Origin of the sequence: Pseudomonas sp. IT-P258, from assembly GCF_949767825.1 — a bacterium.
Taxonomy (GTDB): Bacteria; Pseudomonadota; Gammaproteobacteria; order Pseudomonadales; family Pseudomonadaceae; genus Aquipseudomonas; species Aquipseudomonas monachiensis.
In genome coordinates, this window is the sequence record NZ_CATKPU010000043.1 from 534866 (window position 1) to 557403 (window position 22538).

Sequence of the window (22538 nt, forward strand, 5' to 3'; positions counted from 1 at the left end):
TGATCTCTATTAATCGAAAAACATGGTTATTCCTACATACTATGTATTTTACTGCGCTTGTGGGATTTATTTTGCTGCGTTAGTTTTGGCGTACTCCCCAGTGAGGGAGTAATAACTAACAAAGGAATGATGTATATGGATATTTATCAAAGCTCTGTTAGTCCAGAGCATAGTGCTGATTTTGTCAGGGGGTGTATTCAAAAACGCCAACCTGCAGTGGTCGCCAAGGCCCGTGTTAAAAGGCACGTGTTGGCCGAGGCATCCCGCCCGAACAAGGAGTTGGATGCGTTGGTACTGGGCAATAGTCTGATTGGTTATGGCGATCAGATCAGTCTTGAGAACATGGCGATTATTGAAAATATAATCACCATGTCCAGAATAGAGGCGAACTATGAAGTGCCGGGTGGTAACGATCCAAAAGCCTGGTATCACGCCTTTACCAAATGCATGGAAGATCTCGGGTGTTTTGTTCCTGACAAAGGATTTTCCAAGTACGCGTCGAGTTCGCTGAATATTACCATTGATAATGTTCTGGTCGATATTGTCGAGGCTGCCGTGGAAGCCGCGAAGGCCGCTGTTCCAGGTGCGTCGGTGCTCAGTGCGGTAACGAACTCCACGCTGACCGCGTTGAAGTCGGAGCCGGAGGCCATCCAGCTGTTGAACCTGGAGTCGAAAAAAGCCGAAGGCGTGCGGTTATCGACGATACCCTGCGAGCAAATGCCGAATGGCCTCATCCTGGTCGCATTGGCCGCAGTCGACCATAAGGGCGGTGGCCGCAATGACGGCATCCTGTTTGTCGACTGGAAAGTCTCGAGTCTCGATATTTTTCACGGGAAGGCCTTCGTCACGTTTAACCCTGCCCGCTATGCGGTCATCAAGACAGACATGGAAGAGTACCTTGGCGAGCATCGCAAAGAGGTGCTGGTCAAGCGTTTCAGCCGGCGTCGTTAAAACCGGTTGAAGCGTCAGGGAACCAGATACCCCTTCACCCCAGTGAAGATAATCTGTGCCGCCAGCGCACACACAAACAATCCCATCAACCGGCTGACAATCTGCAAGCCCTGGTCGCCGAGTATGCGTTCGATGCGGCTGGACAGATAAAGCACCACCCCCACGGTAAAACTGGCCAGGGCAATACTGACAATGGCCGTGAGCTTGTCGTCCCAGTGCGGCTGGCTCACGCCCATTACCAGCAAGGCACCGATGGTACCGGGGCCGACGGTCAGCGGAATGGTCAGCGGGACGATGGTCACATCCTGTTGCACGTTGTCGGTCTGTACCGCCGACTTGCCTTGTGCCATCCCGAGTGCCGAGATGAACAGCACGCTGCCTGCGCCGATACGAAAGGCATCCACGGTAATGCCGAAAACACTGAAAATCACCCGGCCGAACAAATACAGCAGCACACTGGAGACCAGCGTGGCGACCGCTACTTTCCAGGCCAGCCGACGCTGTTCCTTGCGCGAGTAACCACGGGTCAGGCTGATGAAGCAGGACAACACGAAGAATGGGCTGTAGAGCACCAGCATCTTCAGGTAAACACTGAACAACACATGGAGCATGGTGCCGGGCTCACTGGCGAGGGAAGTCGAGGGGGAGTCTATCAGGGGTTGCGCAGTCTGTCGGCTCAGGACGTTTGGGTTGTTGCGCGATTGTGCTGGTCACGCTGGGCGACCCAGTGCTCGATCAATTCACGCAGCTGCGACAGTTCCACCGGCTTGGCCATATGTCCGTCCATGCCGGCCTGGCGTGCACGCTCTTTGTGTTCGGCCAGGATATGGGCAGTCAATGCCACCACGGGGGTACGGACCCGCTGATTGCCGACTTCCCAGGCACGCAATTGCTGGGTGGCCGAGAAGCCGTCGAGGATCGGCATTTCACAGTCCATCAGCACCAGGTCGTAACGTTGGGCCTTCATTGCCTGTAGGGCCTCTTCGCCGTTGCAGGCGGTATCCGGTTGCAGGTTGAGCTTGCTCAGCATGCCGCGGATCACCTTGGTCGAGATGCTGTTGTCTTCGGCCACCAGGATGCGGAAGTCGCTGGGGACCTTGACCGGTAGTGCCGGGCCGTTTGGCAGTGGTTGCGTGACGACCAGGCCTTTGTTGCGTTGGGTCAGCTCGTCGGCCAGGGTGGTCTTGAGGGTGTAGCCGGCCACCGGTTTGGCGAGGATGCGCTTGATCCCGGAGTTGCGCGCGATGATTTTGCTCGGCGCATTGCTGATGCCGGTGAGCATGATCAACAGGATGTCATGGTTCAGGCTCGGGTCTTCCTTGATCTTGGCCGCCAGTTGCATGCCGGTCATGCCGGGCATGTTCTGGTCCAGCAGGACCACATCGAAGTAATCGCGCAAGTGAGCCTTGGTGCGCAGAAGGGCCAGCGCCTCCTTGCCGGAAGACGCGGCGCTGACGTTCAGGCCCCAGGCGCTGCACTGCTGCACCAGCACCTTGCGGCAGGTGTCATTGTCGTCCACCACCAATACCCGCGCACCCTGCAGCGGGCCGTCGAGGTCGGAGGTCGGGTGCTCGAGACGATCCGGGTCCAGCGGCAGGGTCAGCCACAGGGTGCTGCCCTGGTTGTTGCCGCTCTTGATCCCGAATTCCCCCTGCATCAAGCGGATCAGCTGGCGGGCAATCACCAGCCCCAGGTTGCCGCCCAACTGGGTGGCCGAAAGAAAATGCCGACTGTGCAGTTCGGCGTGCATCAGGGCGTCGCGTTCTTCGGCGTCCATGGGCTCGCCGCTGTCCTGCACGGCGATACGCAGGCGTGGTTTGGTGTTGCGCTCGTCGAGCGCAACGACGATCAGGATTTCGCCTTCATCGGTTTTTTTCAGGGCGTTTTCAAGCAGGCTCAACAGCGTCTGGCGCAAGCGTGTCGGGTCACCGCTGATCACCCGGGGCACTTGCGGCTGGATGAAGCTGATCAACTCGACGTTTTGCTGCTCGGCCTTGGCGCGGAAGATGCTCAGGCAATCCTCGATCAGTGCATTGAGGTCGAACTGCACATCGTCCAGTTCGATCTGTCCGGACTCGAGTTTGGAGATGTCGAGAATTTCGTTGATCAGTGTCAGCAGCTCGTTGCCAGCGCTGTGGATCGTCTGCACATAGTCGCGTTGCTTGACCGATAGCGGTGTGCCCAGCAGTAGCTCGGTCATGCCGAGGACGCCGTTCATCGGAGTGCGGATCTCATGGCTGATCTTCGCCAGGAACTCGGCCTTGGCGTTGATCTCGGCGTTGCTGGCTGCCAGGTCACGACTGATGCTGAAGCGGTCTTCGGTGATGCGGCGCTGGCGCTCGCTCAACGCAATGCTCATCAACAGGCCACTGATGCAGATGAACACCAGCAAGATGGTGATCAGGCCATGGGGTTCGACCAGGGTCAACCCCAACAGGGCGGGCAGGATGACCAGTGTCCCGAGGTTGAACACCACCATGGCTGCCACGAAGAGGCGAGCCGGGCGATAACCTTTTTGCCAGTGATAGGCGCTGATGAACAGCATGCTCAGGCCTGCCAGCGCTACCAGGCCGTAGGTAATGAAGTTCAGTGGCAAGGTATTGACGAACAGCAGCATCAGGCCGCAGGCGGTGATGAGCAGGATCTCGCCAAGCAGTAACCGGTTCAGCGGATGCGGCCCGAGCGGGGCGAAGAAACGATAGGCAAGCATCAGGCCGCAGGGCGCAGTCATTATCAATGCCAGGTAAGCCCCCGGCGTTTGCAGTGCATGCCAGTCCGGCAGCCAGGGACCGGCCAGGTTCAGCAACAACAGCAGGCTGAGCATCAATAACCCTTCGCACGTCGCCAACCAGAGGGCGCTGCGCGAGCGGGTGTAGGTGTAGCGGATGAGGTTGTGCAGGATCAGCATGGCGATGCAACCGAACAACAGGCCATAGATCAGGGTCTGGTTCTGGTTGGCGGCCGAGAGGATCGCCGATTGCAGGGTGATATAGGGCCGTAACTGGTGGTCGGAGGCCAGTCGCAGGTACACGTCTAGGGGGTTGTCGCTTTGCGGCAGGGCCAGCATGAAGTCGCTGCTGGGCAATGGTCGCTCGGATTGGGGGCGTTCGTTGCCCGTGCTGGATTGATCGATCAGCTTGTCGCCGTCCAGAACGTACATGTTGAACTGGCGCAGGTCAGGCGCGAACACGCGCAGCAACTGTTCGTGTTTGCCCGGTGCAAGCCTGAATCGCAACCATAGCGCGCCATCGGGTTCGGCTGCGGTAAGGCGGTCGAGTTCGATAGGGCTGAATTGATTGGTGTAGCGTGCGGAACGGATGTCGCTCAGTTGCAGGTCGCCCTGTTCGTCGAGCAATACCGCCCAGCCACTGCCTTGCGCGGCCTGGGCCGGAAGCATGCAGAGCAAGGTCAGCAAAGTGACGGTCAAGCTTATGGCAATCCTGAGCCAGCGCACGGCGAAATCCCTTCGTTAGGTTGATGCCAGAATATAACGATGCGCGGCGCTGGAATAGCCAGGCAATAAACGGTGTTCATTGCCTGGCGCGGTGCATACCTTATTCCTGATTTTCGCCACGCTCGCGGGCAATGGCGCGGTAGCCAATGTCCTTGCGATAGAAGCAGCCTTCCCAGTCAATCGAAGCCGCCAGCTTGTAGGCCTGCTGCTGTGCAGCATCGACGCTGGCACCCATGGCCGTGGCGCAAAGCACCCGACCACCGGCCGTTACGACTTGACCGTCCTTGAGCGCAGTACCGGCGTGGAAGACTTTGCCTTCCAGTGCTGCCGCTGCGTCCAGGCCATTGATGGCCGCGCCTTTGGCGTAGTCGCCAGGATAGCCGCCGGCGGCCAGCACGATGCCGACGCTCGGGCGTGGATCCCATTGTGCTTCGACCTTGTCCAGCGCCTGGGCCAGAGCGGCCTCGACCAGCAGCACCAGGCTCGACTGCAGGCGCAGCATCACCGGTTGGGTCTCAGGGTCGCCGAAGCGGCAGTTGAATTCGATGACTTTTGGGTTACCAGCCTTGTCGATCATCAGACCGGCGTACAGGAAACCAGTGTAGACGTTGCCCTCCTCGGCCATGCCGCGCACGGTCGGCCAGATCACCAGGTCCATGACGCGCTTGTGCACTTCGGCGGTAACCACCGGCGCCGGGGAGTAAGCACCCATGCCACCAGTGTTTGGACCGGTGTCGCCGTCGCCGACGCGTTTGTGGTCCTGGCTGGTGGCCATCGGCAGCACGTTCTTGCCGTCGACCATCACGATGAAACTGGCTTCTTCGCCGTCCAGGAACTCTTCGATGACCACGCGCGAACCCGCATCGCCAAAGGCATTGCCGGCCAGCATGTCGCGCACGGCGTCTTCGGCTTCGGCCAGGGTCATGGCGACGATCACGCCTTTACCGGCGGCCAGGCCATCGGCCTTGATCACGATCGGAGCGCCTTTTTCACGCAGGTAAGCCAGGGCCGGCTCGATCTCGGTGAAGTTCTGGTAGTCGGCAGTCGGGATCTTGTGGCGCGCCAGGAAGTCCTTGGTGAAGGCTTTCGAACCTTCCAGCTGCGCAGCGCCAGCGGTCGGACCGAAGCAATCCAGGCCGCGGGAGCGGAACAGGTCAACGACGCCGGCGACCAGTGGCACTTCCGGGCCAACGATGGTCAGGGAAACGTTTTTCTCGGCGAAGTCTGCAAGCTGCTCAAGGGCCAGCACGTCGATGGCGACGTTCTCGCACTTGGCTTCGATGGCGGTGCCGGCATTGCCCGGGGCCACGAAAACTTTCTGCACGCGCGGATCCTGAGCCACTTTCCAGGCCAGGGCGTGTTCACGGCCACCGCTGCCAATGATCAAAACATTCATTTCAAAAACCTCAAATTCTATGGGTCGCTGCAAACCCCTTTGTACACACGCTGTAGGAGCTGCCGGAGGCTGCGATTTTTTGATCTTGCTCTTAAAAACAAGATCAAAAGATCGCCGCCTCGTTTCACTCGACAGCTCCTACAGAGCTCCTACACAGGGGGAGCGGAGTGCTTAGTGACGGAAGTGGCGCATGCCGGTGAACACCATGGCGATGCCGGCTTCGTCGGCAGCGGCAATCACCTCAGCATCACGCATCGAGCCGCCTGGCTGGATCACCGCAGTGATGCCGACCTTGGCCGCGTTGTCGAGACCGTCGCGGAACGGGAAGAAAGCGTCGGAAGCCATCACCGAACCGGCTACCTGCAAGCCAGCGTGCTCAGCCTTGATGGCAGCAATACGCGCGGAGTTCACACGGCTCATCTGACCGGCGCCGACACCGATGGTCTGGCGATTCTTGGCGTAGACGATGGCGTTGGACTTAACGTACTTGGCGACTTTCCAGGCGAAGATCAGGTCGTGGATCTCTTGCTCGGTCGGGGCGCGCCTGGTCACGACTTTCAGGTCGTCGGCGCCGATCATGCCGATGTCGCGGCTCTGTACCAGCAGGCCACCGTTGACGCGCTTGTAGTCCCAGGCAGCAGCGCGGTCAGCCGACCACTCGCCGCAGGCCAGCAGGCGCACGTTGGCTTTGGCGGCGACGATGGCGCGGGCCTCTTCGCTGACGCTTGGGGCAATGATCACTTCGACGAACTGACGCTCGACGATGGCCTTGGCGGTCTCGGCGTCGAGCTCGCGGTTGAAGGCGATGATGCCGCCGAACGCGGATTCGGTGTCGGTAGCGTAGGCCAGGTCGTAGGCCTTGCGGATGCCGCCTTCGGCATCAGGGCTGACAGCCACGCCGCACGGGTTGGCGTGCTTGACGATCACGCAGGCCGGCTTGACGAAGCTCTTCACGCATTCCAGCGCAGCGTCGGTGTCGGCCACGTTGTTGTACGACAGTTCCTTGCCTTGCAGTTGGGTCGCGGTGGCGATGCCCACTTCGGCAGGTTTGGCTTCAACGTAGAACGCCGCGCTCTGGTGCGGGTTCTCGCCGTAGCGCATTTCCTGGGCCTTGATGAACTGGCTGTTGAAGGTGCGCGGGAACTCGCTGCGACCGGAGGTCGAGAGGGTTTCAGCCGCCTGGTTCACGGTGCCCATGTAGTTGGCGATCATGCCGTCGTAGGCGGCGGTGTGCTCGAATGCCTTGAGCATCAGGTCGAAACGCTGAGCGTAGGTCAGGCCGCCGGCCTTGAGGTTTTCCAGGACGCTGGCGTAGTCGCCGGCATTGACCACGATGGCCACGTCTTTATGGTTTTTTGCTGCCGAACGGACCATGGTCGGGCCGCCGATGTCGATGTTCTCGATGGCGGTCGGCAGGTCGCAGCCTGGCTTGTTGATGGTGGCTTCGAACGGGTACAGGTTGACCGCAACCAGGTCGATCGGCTTGATGCCATGCTCGTTCATGATGGCGTCGTCGATGCCGCGACGACCGAGGATCCCGCCGTGGATTTTCGGGTGCAGGGTCTTCACCCGGCCGTCCATCATTTCGGCAAAACCTGTGTAGTCCGCGACTTCCACTGCGGCAACGCCGTTGTCCTGCAGCAGCTTGAACGTCCCGCCGGTGGAGAGGATCTCGACGCCCAGGGCTTCAAGCTCCCTGGCGAATTCGAGGATCCCGGTCTTGTCGGAAACGCTGATCAAGGCGCGGCGGATCGGCAGGCGGGTAGTCTGGTCGGTCATCTCAATTTCCATCAAAAGCAAAGGAAGTCAGCAAAAAAGGCGACCGGTTTTACGCGGGCGCCTTTCTGGTTTGATTGAATGCTTACAACAAATCGTACTGCTTGAGTTTCTTGCGCAGCGTGCCCCGGTTAAGCCCGAGCATCTCGCTGGCCTTGGTCTGGTTGCCCTTGACGTAGTTCATCACGCACTCGAGCAGGGGAGCCTCGACTTCGGAGAGCACCAGGTTGTACACATCCGTGACGGCAGCGCCCTCAAGGTGGGCGAAATAATTGTGCAGCGCCTTCTCGACACTCCCGCGAAGGGTCTGGCCTTCTTCGCTTGGCGTATTGAGGTGCTGTTTCAAATTCACGTTGTCGCTCACGGGTGTTGTTCCACTCACTAAAGTCTCGGTCATCATCGTCATGCGGCCACCCACTCTCCGTCCCCTGTCAGGCTCTTGTAACGCTCGGCGAAAAATCCCCGAACGTTGGCGCATTGTGCATCCGTACCATCCAAACGATTGAAGTGGGCGCGAAACTCCCTGGCGCCCGGCAGGGTTGCGAGATACCAGCCCACATGCTTTCGAGCAATGCGCACGCCCATGACATCACCATAGAAGGCGTGCAGGGCAGCCAGATGCTCTAGCAGAATGCGTTCCACCTCGATCAGTTCCAGCGCCGGGAGCTTCTCGCCGGTGCGCAGGAAATGGTCGATCTCGCGAAAAATCCATGGCCGCCCCTGGGCAGCCCGGCCAATCAACAGGCCATCGGCACCGGTCGCGTCGAGCACGTACCGGGCTTTTTCCGGCGAATCGATATCGCCATTGGCGAAGACCGGAATCGACACCGCCTGCTTGATCGCGGCAATGGTGTCGTACTCGGCTTCACCTGTGTACAGGTCGGCACGGGTGCGGCCATGCACTGCCAGCGCCGTAATGCCTGCCTGTTCGGCGATCTTTGCCACCGTCAGGCCGTTCTTGTTGTCCCGGTCCCAACCGGTCCGGATCTTCAGGGTAACCGGCACATCGACCGCAGCCACGACGGCCTGCAGGATCTCGGTTACCAGGGGTTCATCCTTCAACAGCGCGGAACCGGCCGCCTTGTTACAGACTTTTTTTGCCGGACAGCCCATGTTGATATCAATGATCTGCGCACCCATTTCAACGTTGGCACGGGCGGCGTCCGCCAGCATCTGCGCGTCCCCACCGGCGATCTGTACCGAGCGAGGCTCGGGATCACCTTCGTGGATCATGCGCATGCGCGACTTGCGGGTGTTCCACAAACTCATGTCGCTGGTGACCATTTCCGAGACGACCAGTCCCGCGCCCAAGCGCTTGCACAGCTGACGAAAGGGCTGGTCGGTGACTCCCGCCATGGGGGCGAGAATCAAGCTGTTATGTAATGTGTATGGGCCGATGCGTACCGCCGACATAGGACTTCCCTGTTGTGGGGCCGGATCATGAGAGTTCGAAAAAGGGTTGGCATGATACCCGCTCTCGATGACTGGATAAAGGCTGAATTGAACAAATTCTGAACAGTTATTCTGTTATTACCCGTGGTTTGGTTCGCCTGGGGCAGTCAGAAAGCCGGCGTGAATCCGGGAGCAATGAAGCGTTTCACTCCGGAGAGTGAAAGCTCAGACTGTAGTTCACGGCCTTGGCACCTGGGTCGAGAATGTCCAGGGCGATGTGGATCGGCGTTTGCGGAGGCATTTCCGCCATGCCTTCGAGATCGCCATTGAGGTACTCGCCAGGCTTGAAGCGACGACTGGCGATAAGATGGCCATTGAGGTCGGCGAAGCGCAGCTCCAGCAACGGGAAGGGCTGGGAGAAGGGCGCGCGGTTATAGATGATCGCATCGACCACCAGGGCGCCATTGAACTCGGGATGGCTACGTACCACCAGGTTGCTGCTCTTGATCTTCGCGATGTCGACTTTGGAAGGCACGGTGCAGCCGATTTGCGGGCACAGTTGCTGGAACCACGGGCGATATTGATCCTGTCGCGCCAGTTCGTCGAAATGGTAGGCAACGTACTGGCCGGCGAGGGCGCCAGCGGCAATCAGCACCAGCAGCAGCCAGAACAGGCGTCGGCCCCAGGGCGAGCGGCGTTTTTGCCAGTCCAGTTGCAGCGGGTCGTCGGTCAGGTCTTGCAGCACTTCGGCACGCACGCCCGGTTCGCTGCGTTCGCGTCGCTTGCGCAGCGGTTCGATCGAAGGCAGGTTGTCGTCGATTTCCCTCTCGTCGGCGGCCGACAGGCGTTCGTGGTTCAGCGGTGCATCGAGAGGGTCGTGCAGTCGCAAATGAGGTGGCTGCGATTCTTCGTCGAGATCAACCGGTTCCAGGGACAGCGAAGGTTCGGTGCGCGAGGCTTTGCTCGGTTCGACCGTCGGCTCTGGCGTTTCAAGGCTGTCGAGCGGTTCGTCGAGTTGCGCACGATCGGCCGCCGACTCACTGAACAGGCTGTCGGACCACGGCTCCTCGTCATCCTGCCCGGTGCTGTCGCGACGGGCACTCAGCGAGTCGTCGCGATGGCGGCCGAGTTCGGTGGTCGGCTGGATTTCCCGCTGCTCGAGCCGGGCGAGCTCTTCGTCGAGGTCGAGACTGTCCAGGTCCAGTTCGGTCGCGCTCCATTGCTTTTGGCTGATGGCGCGCGGTGGTGATGGCTCAAGGGGCTCCTCAGGCTGCACGGGCGTCGTGACCGGTGATTCCTTGCTCGCCTGCTCAAGCAATTGCCTGGCGGCATTGAACACCTGCAGGCAGGAGCCGCAACGAACCACCCCGCGAGCCACGCTCAACTGGGCATGGCTGACGCGGAAGCTGGTTTGGCAATGCGGGCACTGGGTGACGAAGCTGTCGGTCATGCGGCGATCCGGATTATGCAGACGCTCATTCTAGCGCCGACGGCCAGTGATGCGCACCCAGCCATCGCGATTGGCGATCGGGTCCAGATCGAAGTCCTTGGTGTAGGCGGCAGCGACTTCATCGCCCTGTTCGGCGAGGATGCCCGACAGCGCCAGGCGACCGCCCGACTTGACCAGGCCCGACAGCTGTGGCGCCAGGGACACCAGCGGACCGGCGAGAATGTTGGCCACCAGCACGTCGGCCTGCACCTGCGGCAGGTCTTGCGGCAGATACAGCGGGAACAGGTGGTCGGCGATGTTGTTGCGCCCGGCGTTGTCGCGGGAGGCTTCCAGCGCCTGCACGTCGATATCGGTGCCGACGGCTTCCCTGGCGCCCAGCAACAGTGCGGCAATCGCCAGAATCCCCGAGCCGCAACCGAAGTCCAGCACGTTGCAGTCTTTCAGGTCCTGACCGTCGAGCCATTCCAGGCATAGTGCGGTGGTCGGGTGGGTGCCGGTGCCGAACGCCAGGCCCGGGTCCAGCAGCAAATTCACGGCGTCAGGTTCTGGTGCGGCATGCCAACTCGGCACGATCCACAGGCGCTGGCCGAAACGCATTGGCTGGAAACCATCCATCCAGCTGCGTTCCCAGTCCTGGTCTTCGATCACTTCGCTGTGGTGCTCGGGTAGCGGGCTGCCGGTCAGCAACTCCAGATGAGCCAATACCGGGCCTGGCTCGGTGCCACCTTCGAACAGGGCCAGCAGGTGCGTGTGCGACCACAGCGGCGTGGTGTTGAGTTCCGGCTCGAAGATCGGCTGATCTTCGGCGTCCATGAAGGTCACCGACACGGCGCCCACTTCAAGGAAAGCGTCTTCATAGGTTTCGGCTTGTTCTGGGCTGATGGCGAGACGTACTTGCAGCCAAGGCATGGCGGGCACCTTTGAAAAATATTGATTGCAGCCTGGTGGGCTGCGAGAAGGACGCAAGTTTACGCGAGCGCGGGGCAGAAGACGACTATAGGGGTGAAGCAAAAAGATCGCAGCCTGCGGCAGCTCCTACAGGGGAGCGCATTTCAAATGTAGGAGCTGCCGAAGGCTGCGATCTTTTGAACTTAAACAACAAAGCCGCCCGAAGGCGGCTTTGTCGATGGGGTCGAAGCTTAGTGCTTCTCGCCAGCCAGCTTGTGCTCGAGGTAGTGAATGTTCACGCCCCCTTTGCAGAAGCCTTCGTCGCGGGTCAGGTCGCGGTGCAGCGGGATGTTGGTCTTGATCCCGTCGACCACGATCTCGTCCAGCGCATTGCGCATGCGCGCCATGGCTTCGTCACGGGTTGCCCCGTAGGTGATCAGCTTGCCGATCAACGAGTCGTAGTTCGGCGGAACGGCATAACCACTGTACAGGTGCGAGTCGACGCGAACGCCGTTGCCGCCTGGGGCGTGGAAATGCTTGACCGTGCCCGGGCTCGGCATGAAGGTTTTCGGGTCTTCGGCGTTGATCCGGCATTCCAGCGCGTGACCGCGGATGACCACGTCATCCTGGGTGAACGACAGCTTGTTGCCGGCGGCGATGCTCAGCATCTCCTTGACGATGTCGATGCCGGTGACCATTTCCGAAACCGGGTGCTCTACCTGGACACGAGTGTTCATCTCGATGAAGTAGAAGCGACCGTTTTCGTACAGGAACTCGAAAGTGCCAGCGCCCCGGTAGCCGATGTCGATGCAAGCCTTGACGCAGCGTGCGAGTACTTCCTCACGTGCGTTTTCGTCGATGCCCGGTGCTGGCGCTTCTTCGAGAACCTTCTGGTGACGGCGTTGCAGCGAGCAGTCGCGGTCGCCCAGATGGATAGCCTGGCCCTGGCCATCGGAAAGGACCTGGACTTCCACGTGACGCGGGTTGGTCAGGAATTTTTCCAGATAGACCATCGGGTTGCCGAACGCCGCGCCAGCTTCGGTACGGGTCAGTTTCGCGAAGGAGATCAGGTCTTCTTCTTTATGCACAACGCGCATGCCGCGACCACCGCCGCCGCCAGCGGCCTTGATGATCACCGGGTAACCGACTTCGCGACCAATGCGCAGAGCGGTTTCTTCGTCTTCCGGCAGCGGGCCGTCAGAGCCCGGAACAGTCGGAACGCCGGCAGCGATCATGGCGTGCTTGGCCGATACCTTGTCGCCCATCAGGCGAATGGTTTCGGCTTTCGGGCCAATGAACGCGAAGCCGGAGTTCTCGACCTGCTCGGCGAAGTCGGCGTTTTCCGCAAGGAAGCCGTAGCCCGGGTGAATGGCGGTAGCGCCAGTCACTTCGGCCGCGGCAATGATTGCCGGAATGTGCAGGTAGGAGTGGGCGGCCGATGCCGGACCGATGCAGACGGATTCGTCTGCCAGGCCCAGGTGCATCAGTTCCTTGTCGGCCTTGGAGTAAACGGCGACGGTCTTGATGCCCATCTCTTTGCAGGCGCGCAGGATCCGCAGGGCGATCTCACCGCGGTTGGCGATCAGAACTTTTTCCAACTTCGCAGTCATCAAAGGCTCTCCGCGGTTCAAACGATGGTGAACAGCGGTTGGTCGTACTCAACCGGCTGGCCGTCTTCGACGAGGATGGATTCGATCACACCGCTGGTTTCAGCTTCGATGTGGTTCATCATCTTCATGGCTTCAACGATGCAGAGGGTGTCGCCTTTCTTCACGGTCTGGCCGACTTCGACGAAGGACGGCGAGGTTGGCGAAGACTTGCGATAGAAAGTACCGACCATCGGCGAACGGGCAACAGTGCCGTTCAGTGCTGGCGCGGCGGCGGCAACAGGTGCGGCAGCGGCAGCCGGAGCGGCGGCAGCGACAGGCGCGGGGGCCGGAGCGTGCATTGGAGCTGGCGCGTAGTACTGCTGAGCCGGGGTCTTGCTATGACGGCTGATGCGTACGGACTCTTCGCCTTCCTTGATCTCGAGCTCGTCGATGCCGGACTCTTCCAGCAATTCGATCAGTTTCTTAACTTTACGGATATCCATGAATCATCAACTCCCAAGGGTCGGTCAGGGGCGTTTAACGCTTGTTGTTCAAGCTGTTGCCTGTATTTGAAGCTGCTCTAGGGCGGCCTCCAGGGCCAGTCGATAACCGCTGGCGCCAAGGCCGCAGATCACTCCCACCGCTACGTCGGAGAAGTAAGAGTGATGGCGGAAAGGTTCGCGTTTGTGCACGTTAGACAAATGCACTTCGATGAATGGGATGCTCACCGCCAGCAGCGCGTCACGTAATGCGACACTTGTATGTGTAAAAGCTGCTGGGTTGATCAGAATGAAGTCCACGCCTTCGCTGCGGGCAGCGTGGATGCGGTCGATCAATTCGTACTCGGCGTTGCTTTGCAGGTGCAGCAAATGGTGACCGCCTTCGCGGGCACGGCGTTCCAGGTCCTGGTTGATCTGAGCCAGCGTCGTGGCGCCATAGGTGCCCGGTTCACGAGTGCCGAGCAGGTTCAGGTTGGGTCCGTGCAGAACGAGTAACGTCGCCATCGGCGGTTCCTATGTTATCTGTGAGCAATTGTCAGAACCCGGCGACTATGCCGCAAAGCCTTTGTGACTGTCCAGTTCTCTGCAATAGCCCGCACGATGACCGATGTTTGCGCGAAATATATGACTGCTTGATTAAATTTGGTCATTCGCCCTGGCAACACGTTCGGCGAAGTCCCTGGCGTTGATCTCGCCGATCACCCGAACATCGGCGCGTTCGACACCGTCCTTGCCAAAAAACATCAGGGCCGGTGGCCCGAACAACTGGTAACGGTCGAGCAGGGCGCGTTGCTCGGCGTTGCTGGCGGTGATGTCGAAGCGAATAAGCCGGTAGCCCTTGAGGCGTTCGATGACGACAGGGTCGTCCAGCACCTCACGCTCGATGACTTTGCAGCTTATGCACCAGTCGGCGTACCAGTCGAGCAGCAGCGGTGTGCCGGATGCGCGTGCGTCGGCGAGTGCTCGGTCCAGATCGGCCGGCGTGCTGACGGTTTGCCAGGTGCTGGCGTTTTGCGCGGGGCCGTTGTTGGCAACGATACGGGGCTGGCCGATCGGGTTGAGCGGGTCGGTCTGGCCGCTGAAGGCGCCGTACCAGCAGGCCAGTGCGTAAAACAGCAGGAACATGCCGAGCAATTGGCCCAGGCGTTTGCGCGGTGGTTTATAGACGAACTCCAGCGCTCCCATGAACAGGCCGACGCCGCCGGCCAGCAAACCGATGAGCAACAAGGTGACCTGACCCGGCAAGACGCGGCTGAGCAGGCCGACGGCCAACCCGAGCAACAACACGCCAATCGCGTTTTTCACGTAAACCAGCCACGGACCGCTTTTCGGCAGCCAGGCTGCGCCACCGGTGGCCACCAGCAACAGCGGCGCGCCCATGCCGAGGCCGAGCATGAACAGTTTCAAGCCGCCGCCCAGCGCATCGCCACTGGCGCTGATGTACAGCAGCGCGCCGGCCAATGGCGCCGAAACACAGGGTGAGACCAGCAAGCTGGAGACCACGCCCAACACTGCGGCGCCCCACAATGACCCGCCTTCGGTGCGGCCGGCGATGCGGTCCAGGCGACTGCGGATGGCGTGCGGCAACTTGAGTTCGAACACGCCGAACATCGCCAGGGCAAACACAGCGAAAAACATCGCGAACGGCACCAGCACCCAGGCCGACTGCAGTCGCGCCTGCAGATTGAGTTGGGCACCGAACAGGCCCATCAGGGCTCCGAGCAGGGCAAAGCAGGCGGCCATTGGCAGCACATAGGCCAGCGACAGATTGAAGCCGCGCCAGCCACCGACCTGACCGCGCAGTACCACGCCGGACAGGATCGGCAGCATGGGCAGCACGCATGGCGTGAACGTCAGGCCCAGGCCCGCGAGGAAAAACAGCGCCAGTTCGCGCCAGCTCCATGGATAAACCGTCGCCGGAGCGCCGCTGCCGTCGATACTCAGGCGCTCGGTTTCCGGTGGATAGCACAAGCCTTTGTCGGCGCATCCCTGATAGGTCACGACCAGGGTGAAGGCGCGTTGGTCGGTGCGCGGCAACTCGACGTCGAGAATGCCGTGATAGACCTCGACATCGCCGAAGTATTCATCGTGCTTTTTCTGACCGTCGGGCAGTTTCGCCGCTCCGAGGGCGACATCGGCCGGATCGGCGCGAAATTGAAAGCGGTGGCGGTAGAGGTAATAACCTTCGGTGGCGACGAAACGCAGCTTTATCGATTGCGGCGTGCTCTCTACCAGGCTCAGCCGGAAAGCTTCGCGCACCGGCAGGAAGTCGGCGCTGTTGTTGATCGAGCCCAGGCTGGAGCTGGGTCGGTTCTCCAGCAAGCCAGTGGCGCTGGCCGGCAGGGCGAACACTAAAAACAGCAGGCAAAGCAAACGGCGCATGACGATCTCGCGTATCGGAATTGGGGGGATGATAGCTGAGAGAGCATGGTCACATCGAACTGCGTAGGAGCTGCCGAAGGCTGCGATCTTTTGATCTTGCTCTTGAGAGGCAAAGTCAAAAGATCGTCCGAACGCGGCCCGAGCCTTCGGCAGCTCCTACAGTGAAAGCGATTTATCAGACGCGGAAGGCCTGAACGGCCGTATGCAATCGCCCACCCAGCACCAGCAAATTCTCCCCTTGCTCACGCCCTTGGCCAATGCGCAGCAGGTTATCCCCGCCCAGCTGGTGAATCCGCTCACTGTGGTCCCGGATTTCGCTGACAGCGCCGCTTTGCTGGGCGGTGACATCAGCAATGCGTACCGCCGTGGCGGAAATGGTCTGGATCGCCCCCACGATCTTATCCAGTGCCCCATCCGCGGCCTGGGCCTGGCCGGCGGTCGCTTCGGCGTGTGCGACCTGGGCGCGCATGCCTTCCACCGATTGCCGCGCGGCGGTTTGCAGTCCTGCGATCAGCGTCTGGATTTCTGCCGTGGCCCCGGCGGTACGTTGCGCCAGTGAGCGCACCTCTTCGGCCACCACTGCAAAGCCTCGGCCCATTTCCCCGGCCCGGGCCGCCTCGATGGCGGCGTTCAAGGCCAGCAGGTTGGTCTGGTCGGCAATCGAGCGGATCACCGTCAGCACGCCGCCGATGGTGGCCGACTCTTCAGCCAGGTGTTCAATCATTTGCGCATTGCCTTGCACTTCATCCACCAGCGCATGCAGACCCGTGAGGCTCAGGCCGATGACTTTCTGTCCGTGCTCCACGGCCAGGCCGGCGTGGCGGCTGGCGTCGGCGGCCTGGCTGGCATCGCCGGCGACTTGTTGAATGGTCGCTTCCAGTTCGCTGAGGGAGTCGCGGATCAGTGCCGTGTCACCGGCCTGATGCTCGGCACCGTCGTGCAGGTCGTTGCTCAGGTCGGCCAGGGTGCGGCTGCTGTCGGCCACCTGCTCGGCGTTGCGGCGAATGGTCCCCACCAGGTCCACCAGATAGGCGCGCAAGCGGTTGAGGGAGGCTTCAATGTCATGCAATTCGCGGTTGGTGCTGCCCAGTTGAATGTCGCGGCTGAAGTCGCCTTCGGCCCAGGTCGAGAGGGCCGGGGCGAGGTTGGTCAGGGTTCGGGCGAGTTTGCGCTGCAGGGTGTCGATCAGCAGGGCGATCAACAGAATCAAGCCGATCATCACGCCTTGCATCACCCGCACTTCACCCTGGATCTGCCCGTGCTGGGCGCGTACTACCGGTTCCAGCCCGGCAATGGCCTGTTGCACGTCGGCGATTTTCAGGTGGGTCGCCGCGCTGAGGTCGGCGCGCTTCTGGATTTGATCGCGGGTGCGCGAAAGCTCGGCCGGGTAGCGGGTGAGCAGGCTGTTGAGCTCACGCTTGAGGCCCACGCCGGCATCTTCGGCAACGGTTTTTTCAGTGTTCTCAAGGCCCATCATCGAGGCGAAATCGTCGGTGTTCGACTCGCCTCTGGTGGCTACGCCGAGCAAAGGCAGGGCGTCCAGTTTTTCAGCCTGGGTGCGGATGTTGGTCACTTCGCGTTCGACATCGGCGGCCAGTTCACTGCGGCCGCTGCTGACCAGTTTGTCACGGGCCAGGGACAATTTGCCCAGGTGTTGCGATGCGGTGAGCAGCGGCGTCAGGTAAGCCGCATTGCCGCTGGCGTACTGGCTGAGTTGATCGAGACTGGCACCCAGTTCCCGCTCGGCCTGCAGCAGCAAGGCCTGCGGATCGCCTGCCAGCTTGCCGGCGGCCAGCAGGTCGGTCTTGCTGAATTCTTCAAGGGTCCAAAGGCTTGGGCGTAACGCCTCGGCCAGGGCCGGTGGCAATTCGCCGAGTTCTTTTTGCAGGCTGTCGATGCCTTGGGCGGCAGTGCTCAGGCGCAACGCGTCGCCGCTGCCCAGGTAATCCTCGACACTGCGGACGACGTCATTCTGAAATTGCTGCGACAGGCCCAGGTAGCGCTCCATTAATAGATACGGACGCTCAAGGGCTTTCTGCGACCACCACAGCGTAGCGCCGAGGGCCACGCACACGGCCACCAGAAGGAGGGTATTGAGATTGGTCAGCAGCTTCAGGCGCATCACGGACTACCAACGGCAGAAATGGTAAGCGCCTGAAGTTATTGCGTTTCTGTTACAGGCTTATGACCGTATCGGTCGATTCCGATAAAAAAGTGGCACTTTGCTTTGATGTCCGGGCCGCCTGGACGCGATTGCGTCCGCCGTGTTTGGCGCGGTACAGCGCTTCGTCCGCCTGGCTGGCCATCATCAGGCTGTCGGAGCTTTCGCAAAGCTCAACCACTCCGGCGCTGAAGGTGCACCACAGATCCTCGGGTTGCGCGGGGTAGTGAATCTCGGCAAAGCGCTGACGGATTTCATCGAGCACGTTATAGGCCGCTTCGATATCGGTGTCCGGCATGACGATGGCGAATTCTTCGCCACCGTAGCGGCCGATGAAGTCGGTTTTGCGCAGGCGTTGCTTGAGAAACAGCGCCAGGCTCTTGATCACCCGGTCGCCCATGGGGTGGCCGTGGCTGTCGTTGACCCGTTTGAAGTGGTCGATGTCGAGCATGGCAAAGCTCAGCGGCTTGCTTTCGCGGCGGGCGCGGAACGAGCAGTCTTCGAGCAATTGCAGGATGTGCGTGTGGTTGTACAACCCGGTGAGGCTGTCGCGGACCATCCGTGCCTTGAGGTTGCGTGCCCGGGCCGCACGATTGCGCACGGTGGTGATCAGGTGCCGGGGCTTGATCGGTTTGGTCAGGAAGTCATCGCCGCCTTCGCTCATGGCGTCGAGTTGTTTGTCCAGGTCGTCTTCGGCTGACAGGTAAATGATCGGCACGCTGACGTAACGGTCGTTATGGCGAATGACCTTGGCCAGTTCCGTACCGGTGCAGGCCGGCATGTACATGTCGAGGATGATCAGGTCCGGCTGGAAATCCGCCAGTTCGGCCATCGCCTGGATTGGCTCGATCAAGGTGCGGGTGACGATCCCTGCGCTGTTGAGCAAGCGCTCGGTGTGCAAGGCCTGGGCGCGGGAGTCGTCGATGATCAGTACTTTATAAGGCTCGTACTGGGCGACGCAGGTCAGGACCTCGATCTTCTCCAGCAGGCTCGACGCTTCGAGGGTGCCGGTGAGGAATTCCTGGCCGCCGGCGCGCACGGCTGCCAGGCGGGTCGGAGTGTCGGTTTCGTGCAGGCTGAAGAACAGCAGCGGCAGTTGATGATCGAGGCCTTCCTGGGCTTCGGCGGCCAGTTTCAGGCCGACGCCGGTGCCACTAAAGTCCACGTCCATGACAATCGCCGCCGGCAGGCGCTCGACCATCGATGAGCGAAACGCGTCTACGCTGTCCAGGGACTGGGCGCTGAGGCCGAAGAATTCCAGTTGCTTGGCCAGGCGCTCGGCGCGATCGTGATCCTGCAGCATCACGTAAATGGGCTTGCGCAGCGGCGGCAGGAAGGTTTGATCGAGTTGGTCGCCATGGCGCAGGCCGGTGCGTGACAGGCGCTGCATCAAGCGATTGAGATCGGTGATCAGGCCGCTGCTCAGGCGTCCGCGATTGGCGTCGACCGCCTCCAGGGACTGACCGATGTGGCGTGCCAGTTGCGTGTGTTCCGGTTGTTCGAAGCGCTCGGCGAAACGCAGCAGGCGCAGATTGGCCTCGCTCAGTTCCAAAAGGTCGGCGGTGGACCACTCACTGCGTTGCAGGCGCTGCCATATCTCAAGAATCTGACGAGCCTGATGAATTACCCTCTGGGCAAAGTGGTGCTTGAGGCGCTCGCGGCTGGGATCTTCTGGCTCGGTCATATCCTGACTACTAGTTAGGGTGCACACTGAGGTCGAGTGGTGGCTCTATGCTAGCACCACTTGTCCATTGCATGAGTGCTGTACGTCAATAATCTGCAATGTGACTTCATTCAGTTTGTGACTGATCGGTCTTGTTCGAGTCTTTCAAGTCGCGGTTCGCAAGGGGCGTAGTGCTTGAATCAGGGCACTTGGCGGGTGCGGGGCGGAAATGGGCGAGCAGCTGACAACTGGCCATTGATGATTTTTTACCGGTGCTGATCGGTCCGGTTTTTTGGATTTCAGAGGGTCGGGGATTCCCTTAGGGTGGCAATCCAAACCATTAGGGGGGGATTTCGATGGTCGCGACGTCGTCGGCTGCACAGGTACTCCTTTGATCTGCAAGCCCGGTAATTTTTCGCATCGGTGCGATGGCGGGTGCCGGGCCAAGGCACGTTGTTGTATGGTTGTGGTCGAACCGTTGAACTCAAGAGCTTGAAAGGAAATCGCCATGCTGGACTGGAAGAACCGCACAGACAGTGCGCCTGAACGTGCCGCTGAACCGAAGTCGGAGACCCGCAGTTATCTGGGTGGTCTGTTGTTCAGCCGGGCGCTGGCCACTCTGCTGGGCATCTACCTGTTGGTGGCGAGTGTCCTGGGCTGGTACTGGAGCCAGGAGCCGGCGCTGTTCCCGGTCCAGCAAACCGCGCAACTGGCGGCCGAGAAAGAAGGCAAGCAGATGGTCGTCGGCTACACCACGGTGGAAACCCTCAAGACCGTCGCCGGCACCTTGCTGACCAAGCCAGGCGGCTATATTTCCAACGACCGATTCCCGCCAGGCCTGTGGATGGACAACATGCCGAGCTGGGAATATGGCGTGCTGGTGCAGGTCCGTGACCTGAGCCGGGCACTGCGTAAAGACTTCGCCCGTTCGCAGTCGCAGTCCGCTGAAGACGCTGACCTGGCCAAGGCCGAGCCGCGTTTCAACTTCGACAACAAGAGTTGGGTGCTGCCATCCAGTGAGTCCGAGTACCAGGAAGGCATCAATTCCCTGAGCCGCTATCAGGCGCGCCTGTCCGATCCAAACCAGAAGAGCGCATTGTTCTATGCCCGCGCCGACAACCTGAACAACTGGCTGGGTGACGTCGGTACCCGTCTGGGCTCGCTGTCGCAACGGCTGTCGGCCAGTGTGGGCCGGGTCAAGCTCAACACTGCGCTGAAAACCGAGGTGGTGACGCCGGGTGTGGCGCCGCAAGTCGATGAGGAAATCGTCGAAACCCCATGGCTGCAGATCGACAACGTGTTCTACGAAGCTCGCGGCCAGGCCTGGGCCTTGTCGCACTTGTTGCGCGCCATCGAAGTCGACTTCGCCGATGTGCTGGCCAAGAAGAACGCCACGGTCAGCGTGCGCCAGATCATTCGTGAACTGGAAGCGTCGCAGGAGCCGGTGTGGAGCCCGATGATCCTCAACGGCAGCGGCTTCGGCGTATTGGCCAACCACTCGCTGGTCATGGCCAACTACATTTCCCGGGCCAACGCCGCGGTGATCGATTTGCGCCAATTGCTCAATCAGGGCTGAGTCATGGTCGATAACGCCAGGGAAGCCGCGCACCGTGCGGCCTCCGATGCCGAACAGATCGCCTGGGTCGACGAACAGGACAACCTGCTCGGCGCCCTGGTCCGTTCCGATTTGCGCGAGCGCGGGCTGATCGGGCGCGGCACCTACATTATGTTGTTCAACTCCGCTGGCGAGCTGTGCGTACACCGACGCACCCTGAGCAAGGCGATCTATCCCGGTTACTGGGACGTGGCGGCGGGGGGCATGGTGCTCGCCAGTGAAACCTACGCCGAGTCGGCGGCAAGGGAGCTGGAGGAAGAGCTGGGCGTAAGTGGCGTGGAGCTGACTGCCCATGACCACTTTTTCTTCGAGGACACCGGCAATCGCCTGTGGTGTTCGGCGTTTTCAGCGGTATGGGACGGACCGTTGATCCTGCAACCCGAAGAGGTGCTCGAAGCGCGCTTTATCCCCGTCGATCAGGTCATGCTGGAAATCGAGCAAAAGCCTTATTGCCCGGACTCTCTGGCAGCGTTGAAGCGCTATTTGCGCTCACGCCGGATCGACGTCGCAAAACAGCTATAAATTGGCGCCGATTGGCTCTTAGCAATCGGCGTTTTTGCCGTTACACTGCGCGACCTTTTCAAGCTGAACCGGCATTGCCCGTTGTAGGAGCTGCCGCAGGCTGCGATCTTTTGACTTTGCTTTCGCGTCGAAATCAAAAGATCGCAGCCTCGTTGCACTCGTCAGCTCCTACAAAGAGTCGTACTGTTTCAGTAGCGCTGCCCCTGCCTGAGTGGGGCTTCGCGGTCGATAGCCTTCCCAAGTGCTGCGACCAGTCTTTGTCCTCCGAAGAGGATTGCCGGTGGCCAAAAAAGCCGCATCCTTCGCCGCCTTGGGCGGCCTGGTATTTTCCACCGACGCAGGTCGTCATTGCCCGGAATGCAGTAAACCGGTGGACGCCTGCATCTGCAAACAGACCGTTATCCCGGCCGGCGACGGCATCGCTCGCGTGCGTCGCGAAAGCAAGGGCCGTGGCGGCAAGACGGTGACCACCATCACCGGCGTGCCGTTGGCTGAAGACGCGCTCAAGGACCTGGCCACGACGTTGAAGAAACGTTGCGGTACCGGTGGGGCGCTGAAAGACGGTGTCATCGAAATCCAGGGCGATCATGTCGAGCTACTCTTGGCAGAACTGATCAAGCTCGGTTTCAAGGCGAAGAAGTCCGGCGGCTAGCAGCCTCTGTGAAAACCACCTGCGGCTTGATCCGGTCCTGATGACATTCAGGTCCGGCATCGTCTACATGGTTTTCACAGAGCCTGTTCATGACCGGTATCTAAACTCACTGCGGTCGGCGGGGTCTATTGCCTCGTTGACGAACCG

At 60.6% G+C, this 22538-nt stretch carries 18 protein-coding genes; 4 read left to right on the top strand and 14 right to left on the bottom strand.

Annotated elements, in window-relative coordinates:
* The first annotated feature begins 135 nt into the window (after positions 1–135).
* Entirely contained in the window at positions 136–951 is an 816-nt protein-coding gene (locus ACM6G4_RS18285) for a hypothetical protein (protein WP_414914263.1), read from the top strand.
* Between the two features lie 14 nt (positions 952–965).
* On the opposite strand, the gene ACM6G4_RS18290 is transcribed toward ACM6G4_RS18285, so the two are convergent.
* The 14 genes from ACM6G4_RS18290 to gcbA all read right to left on the bottom strand — a co-directional run bounded on the left by ACM6G4_RS18290 (position 966) and on the right by gcbA (position 19623).
* Positions 966–1562 carry a MarC family protein gene (locus ACM6G4_RS18290; protein ID WP_111284385.1) on the bottom strand — a complete coding sequence of 199 codons (597 nt, stop codon included), beginning with the start codon at positions 1560–1562 and terminating at the stop codon, positions 966–968.
* Between the two features lie 65 nt (positions 1563–1627).
* The gene (locus ACM6G4_RS18295; protein ID WP_056725303.1) at positions 1628–4405 is read right to left on the bottom strand and encodes a hybrid sensor histidine kinase/response regulator; all 2778 of its coding nucleotides are present in this window, start codon (positions 4403–4405) and stop codon (positions 1628–1630) included.
* Positions 4406–4505: 100 nt separating this feature from the next.
* The gene (purD, locus tag ACM6G4_RS18300; RefSeq protein ID WP_409078596.1) at positions 4506–5801 is read right to left on the bottom strand and encodes a phosphoribosylamine--glycine ligase; all 1296 of its coding nucleotides are present in this window, start codon (positions 5799–5801) and stop codon (positions 4506–4508) included.
* Positions 5802–5972: 171 nt separating this feature from the next.
* Positions 5973–7580 (bottom strand): bifunctional phosphoribosylaminoimidazolecarboxamide formyltransferase/IMP cyclohydrolase, encoded by a 1608-nt coding sequence (gene purH, locus ACM6G4_RS18305; protein ID WP_414914264.1) that lies wholly within the window; start codon positions 7578–7580, stop codon positions 5973–5975.
* Between the two features lie 82 nt (positions 7581–7662).
* On the bottom strand, positions 7663–7983 hold the full coding sequence (fis, locus tag ACM6G4_RS18310) for a DNA-binding transcriptional regulator Fis (RefSeq protein ID WP_015093301.1): 321 nt from the start codon (positions 7981–7983) through the stop codon (positions 7663–7665).
* A complete protein-coding gene (gene dusB, locus ACM6G4_RS18315) occupies positions 7980–8990 on the bottom strand; it encodes a tRNA dihydrouridine synthase DusB (protein ID WP_414914265.1) in 1011 nt (336 codons plus the stop codon). Before dusB ends, fis begins: the two co-directional genes overlap by 4 nt.
* A gap of 184 nt (positions 8991–9174) precedes the next feature.
* On the bottom strand, positions 9175–10419 hold the full coding sequence (locus ACM6G4_RS18320) for a DUF3426 domain-containing protein (protein ID WP_414914266.1): 1245 nt from the start codon (positions 10417–10419) through the stop codon (positions 9175–9177).
* Positions 10420–10449: 30 nt separating this feature from the next.
* Complete coding sequence (prmA, locus tag ACM6G4_RS18325; protein ID WP_056725294.1) at positions 10450–11328, bottom strand: 50S ribosomal protein L11 methyltransferase; 879 nt, start codon at positions 11326–11328, stop codon at positions 10450–10452.
* Between the two features lie 230 nt (positions 11329–11558).
* Positions 11559–12917, bottom strand: a complete 1359-nt coding sequence (accC, locus tag ACM6G4_RS18330; protein ID WP_056725293.1) for an acetyl-CoA carboxylase biotin carboxylase subunit — start codon at positions 12915–12917, stop codon at positions 11559–11561.
* A gap of 17 nt (positions 12918–12934) precedes the next feature.
* Complete coding sequence (accB, locus tag ACM6G4_RS18335) at positions 12935–13399, bottom strand: acetyl-CoA carboxylase biotin carboxyl carrier protein (protein ID WP_150727805.1); 465 nt, start codon at positions 13397–13399, stop codon at positions 12935–12937.
* Between the two features lie 48 nt (positions 13400–13447).
* Complete coding sequence (gene aroQ / locus ACM6G4_RS18340; protein ID WP_056725289.1) at positions 13448–13900, bottom strand: type II 3-dehydroquinate dehydratase; 453 nt, start codon at positions 13898–13900, stop codon at positions 13448–13450.
* 132 nt (positions 13901–14032) lie between these two features.
* Complete coding sequence (locus ACM6G4_RS18345; RefSeq protein ID WP_414914267.1) at positions 14033–15778, bottom strand: protein-disulfide reductase DsbD; 1746 nt, start codon at positions 15776–15778, stop codon at positions 14033–14035.
* A 175-nt stretch (positions 15779–15953) separates the two neighbouring features.
* Positions 15954–17900, bottom strand: a complete 1947-nt coding sequence (locus tag ACM6G4_RS18350; protein ID WP_414914268.1) for a methyl-accepting chemotaxis protein — start codon at positions 17898–17900, stop codon at positions 15954–15956.
* 52 nt (positions 17901–17952) lie between these two features.
* Positions 17953–19623 carry a diguanylate cyclase GcbA gene (gene gcbA, locus ACM6G4_RS18355; RefSeq protein ID WP_414914269.1) on the bottom strand — a complete coding sequence of 557 codons (1671 nt, stop codon included), beginning with the start codon at positions 19621–19623 and terminating at the stop codon, positions 17953–17955.
* 487 nt (positions 19624–20110) lie between these two features.
* On the opposite strand from gcbA, the gene ACM6G4_RS18360 reads away from it, so the two are divergent.
* The 3 genes from ACM6G4_RS18360 (at position 20111) to ACM6G4_RS18370 (ending at position 22391) form a co-directional block, all read left to right on the top strand.
* Positions 20111–21178, top strand: a complete 1068-nt coding sequence (locus ACM6G4_RS18360; RefSeq protein WP_046039967.1) for a DUF2333 family protein — start codon at positions 20111–20113, stop codon at positions 21176–21178.
* A 3-nt stretch (positions 21179–21181) separates the two neighbouring features.
* Positions 21182–21739, top strand: a complete 558-nt coding sequence (locus ACM6G4_RS18365) for an NUDIX hydrolase (protein ID WP_056725280.1) — start codon at positions 21182–21184, stop codon at positions 21737–21739.
* Positions 21740–22019: 280 nt separating this feature from the next.
* Positions 22020–22391, top strand: a complete 372-nt coding sequence (locus ACM6G4_RS18370) for a translation initiation factor Sui1 (RefSeq protein ID WP_008053936.1) — start codon at positions 22020–22022, stop codon at positions 22389–22391.
* Positions 22392–22538: the final 147 nt, after the last annotated feature.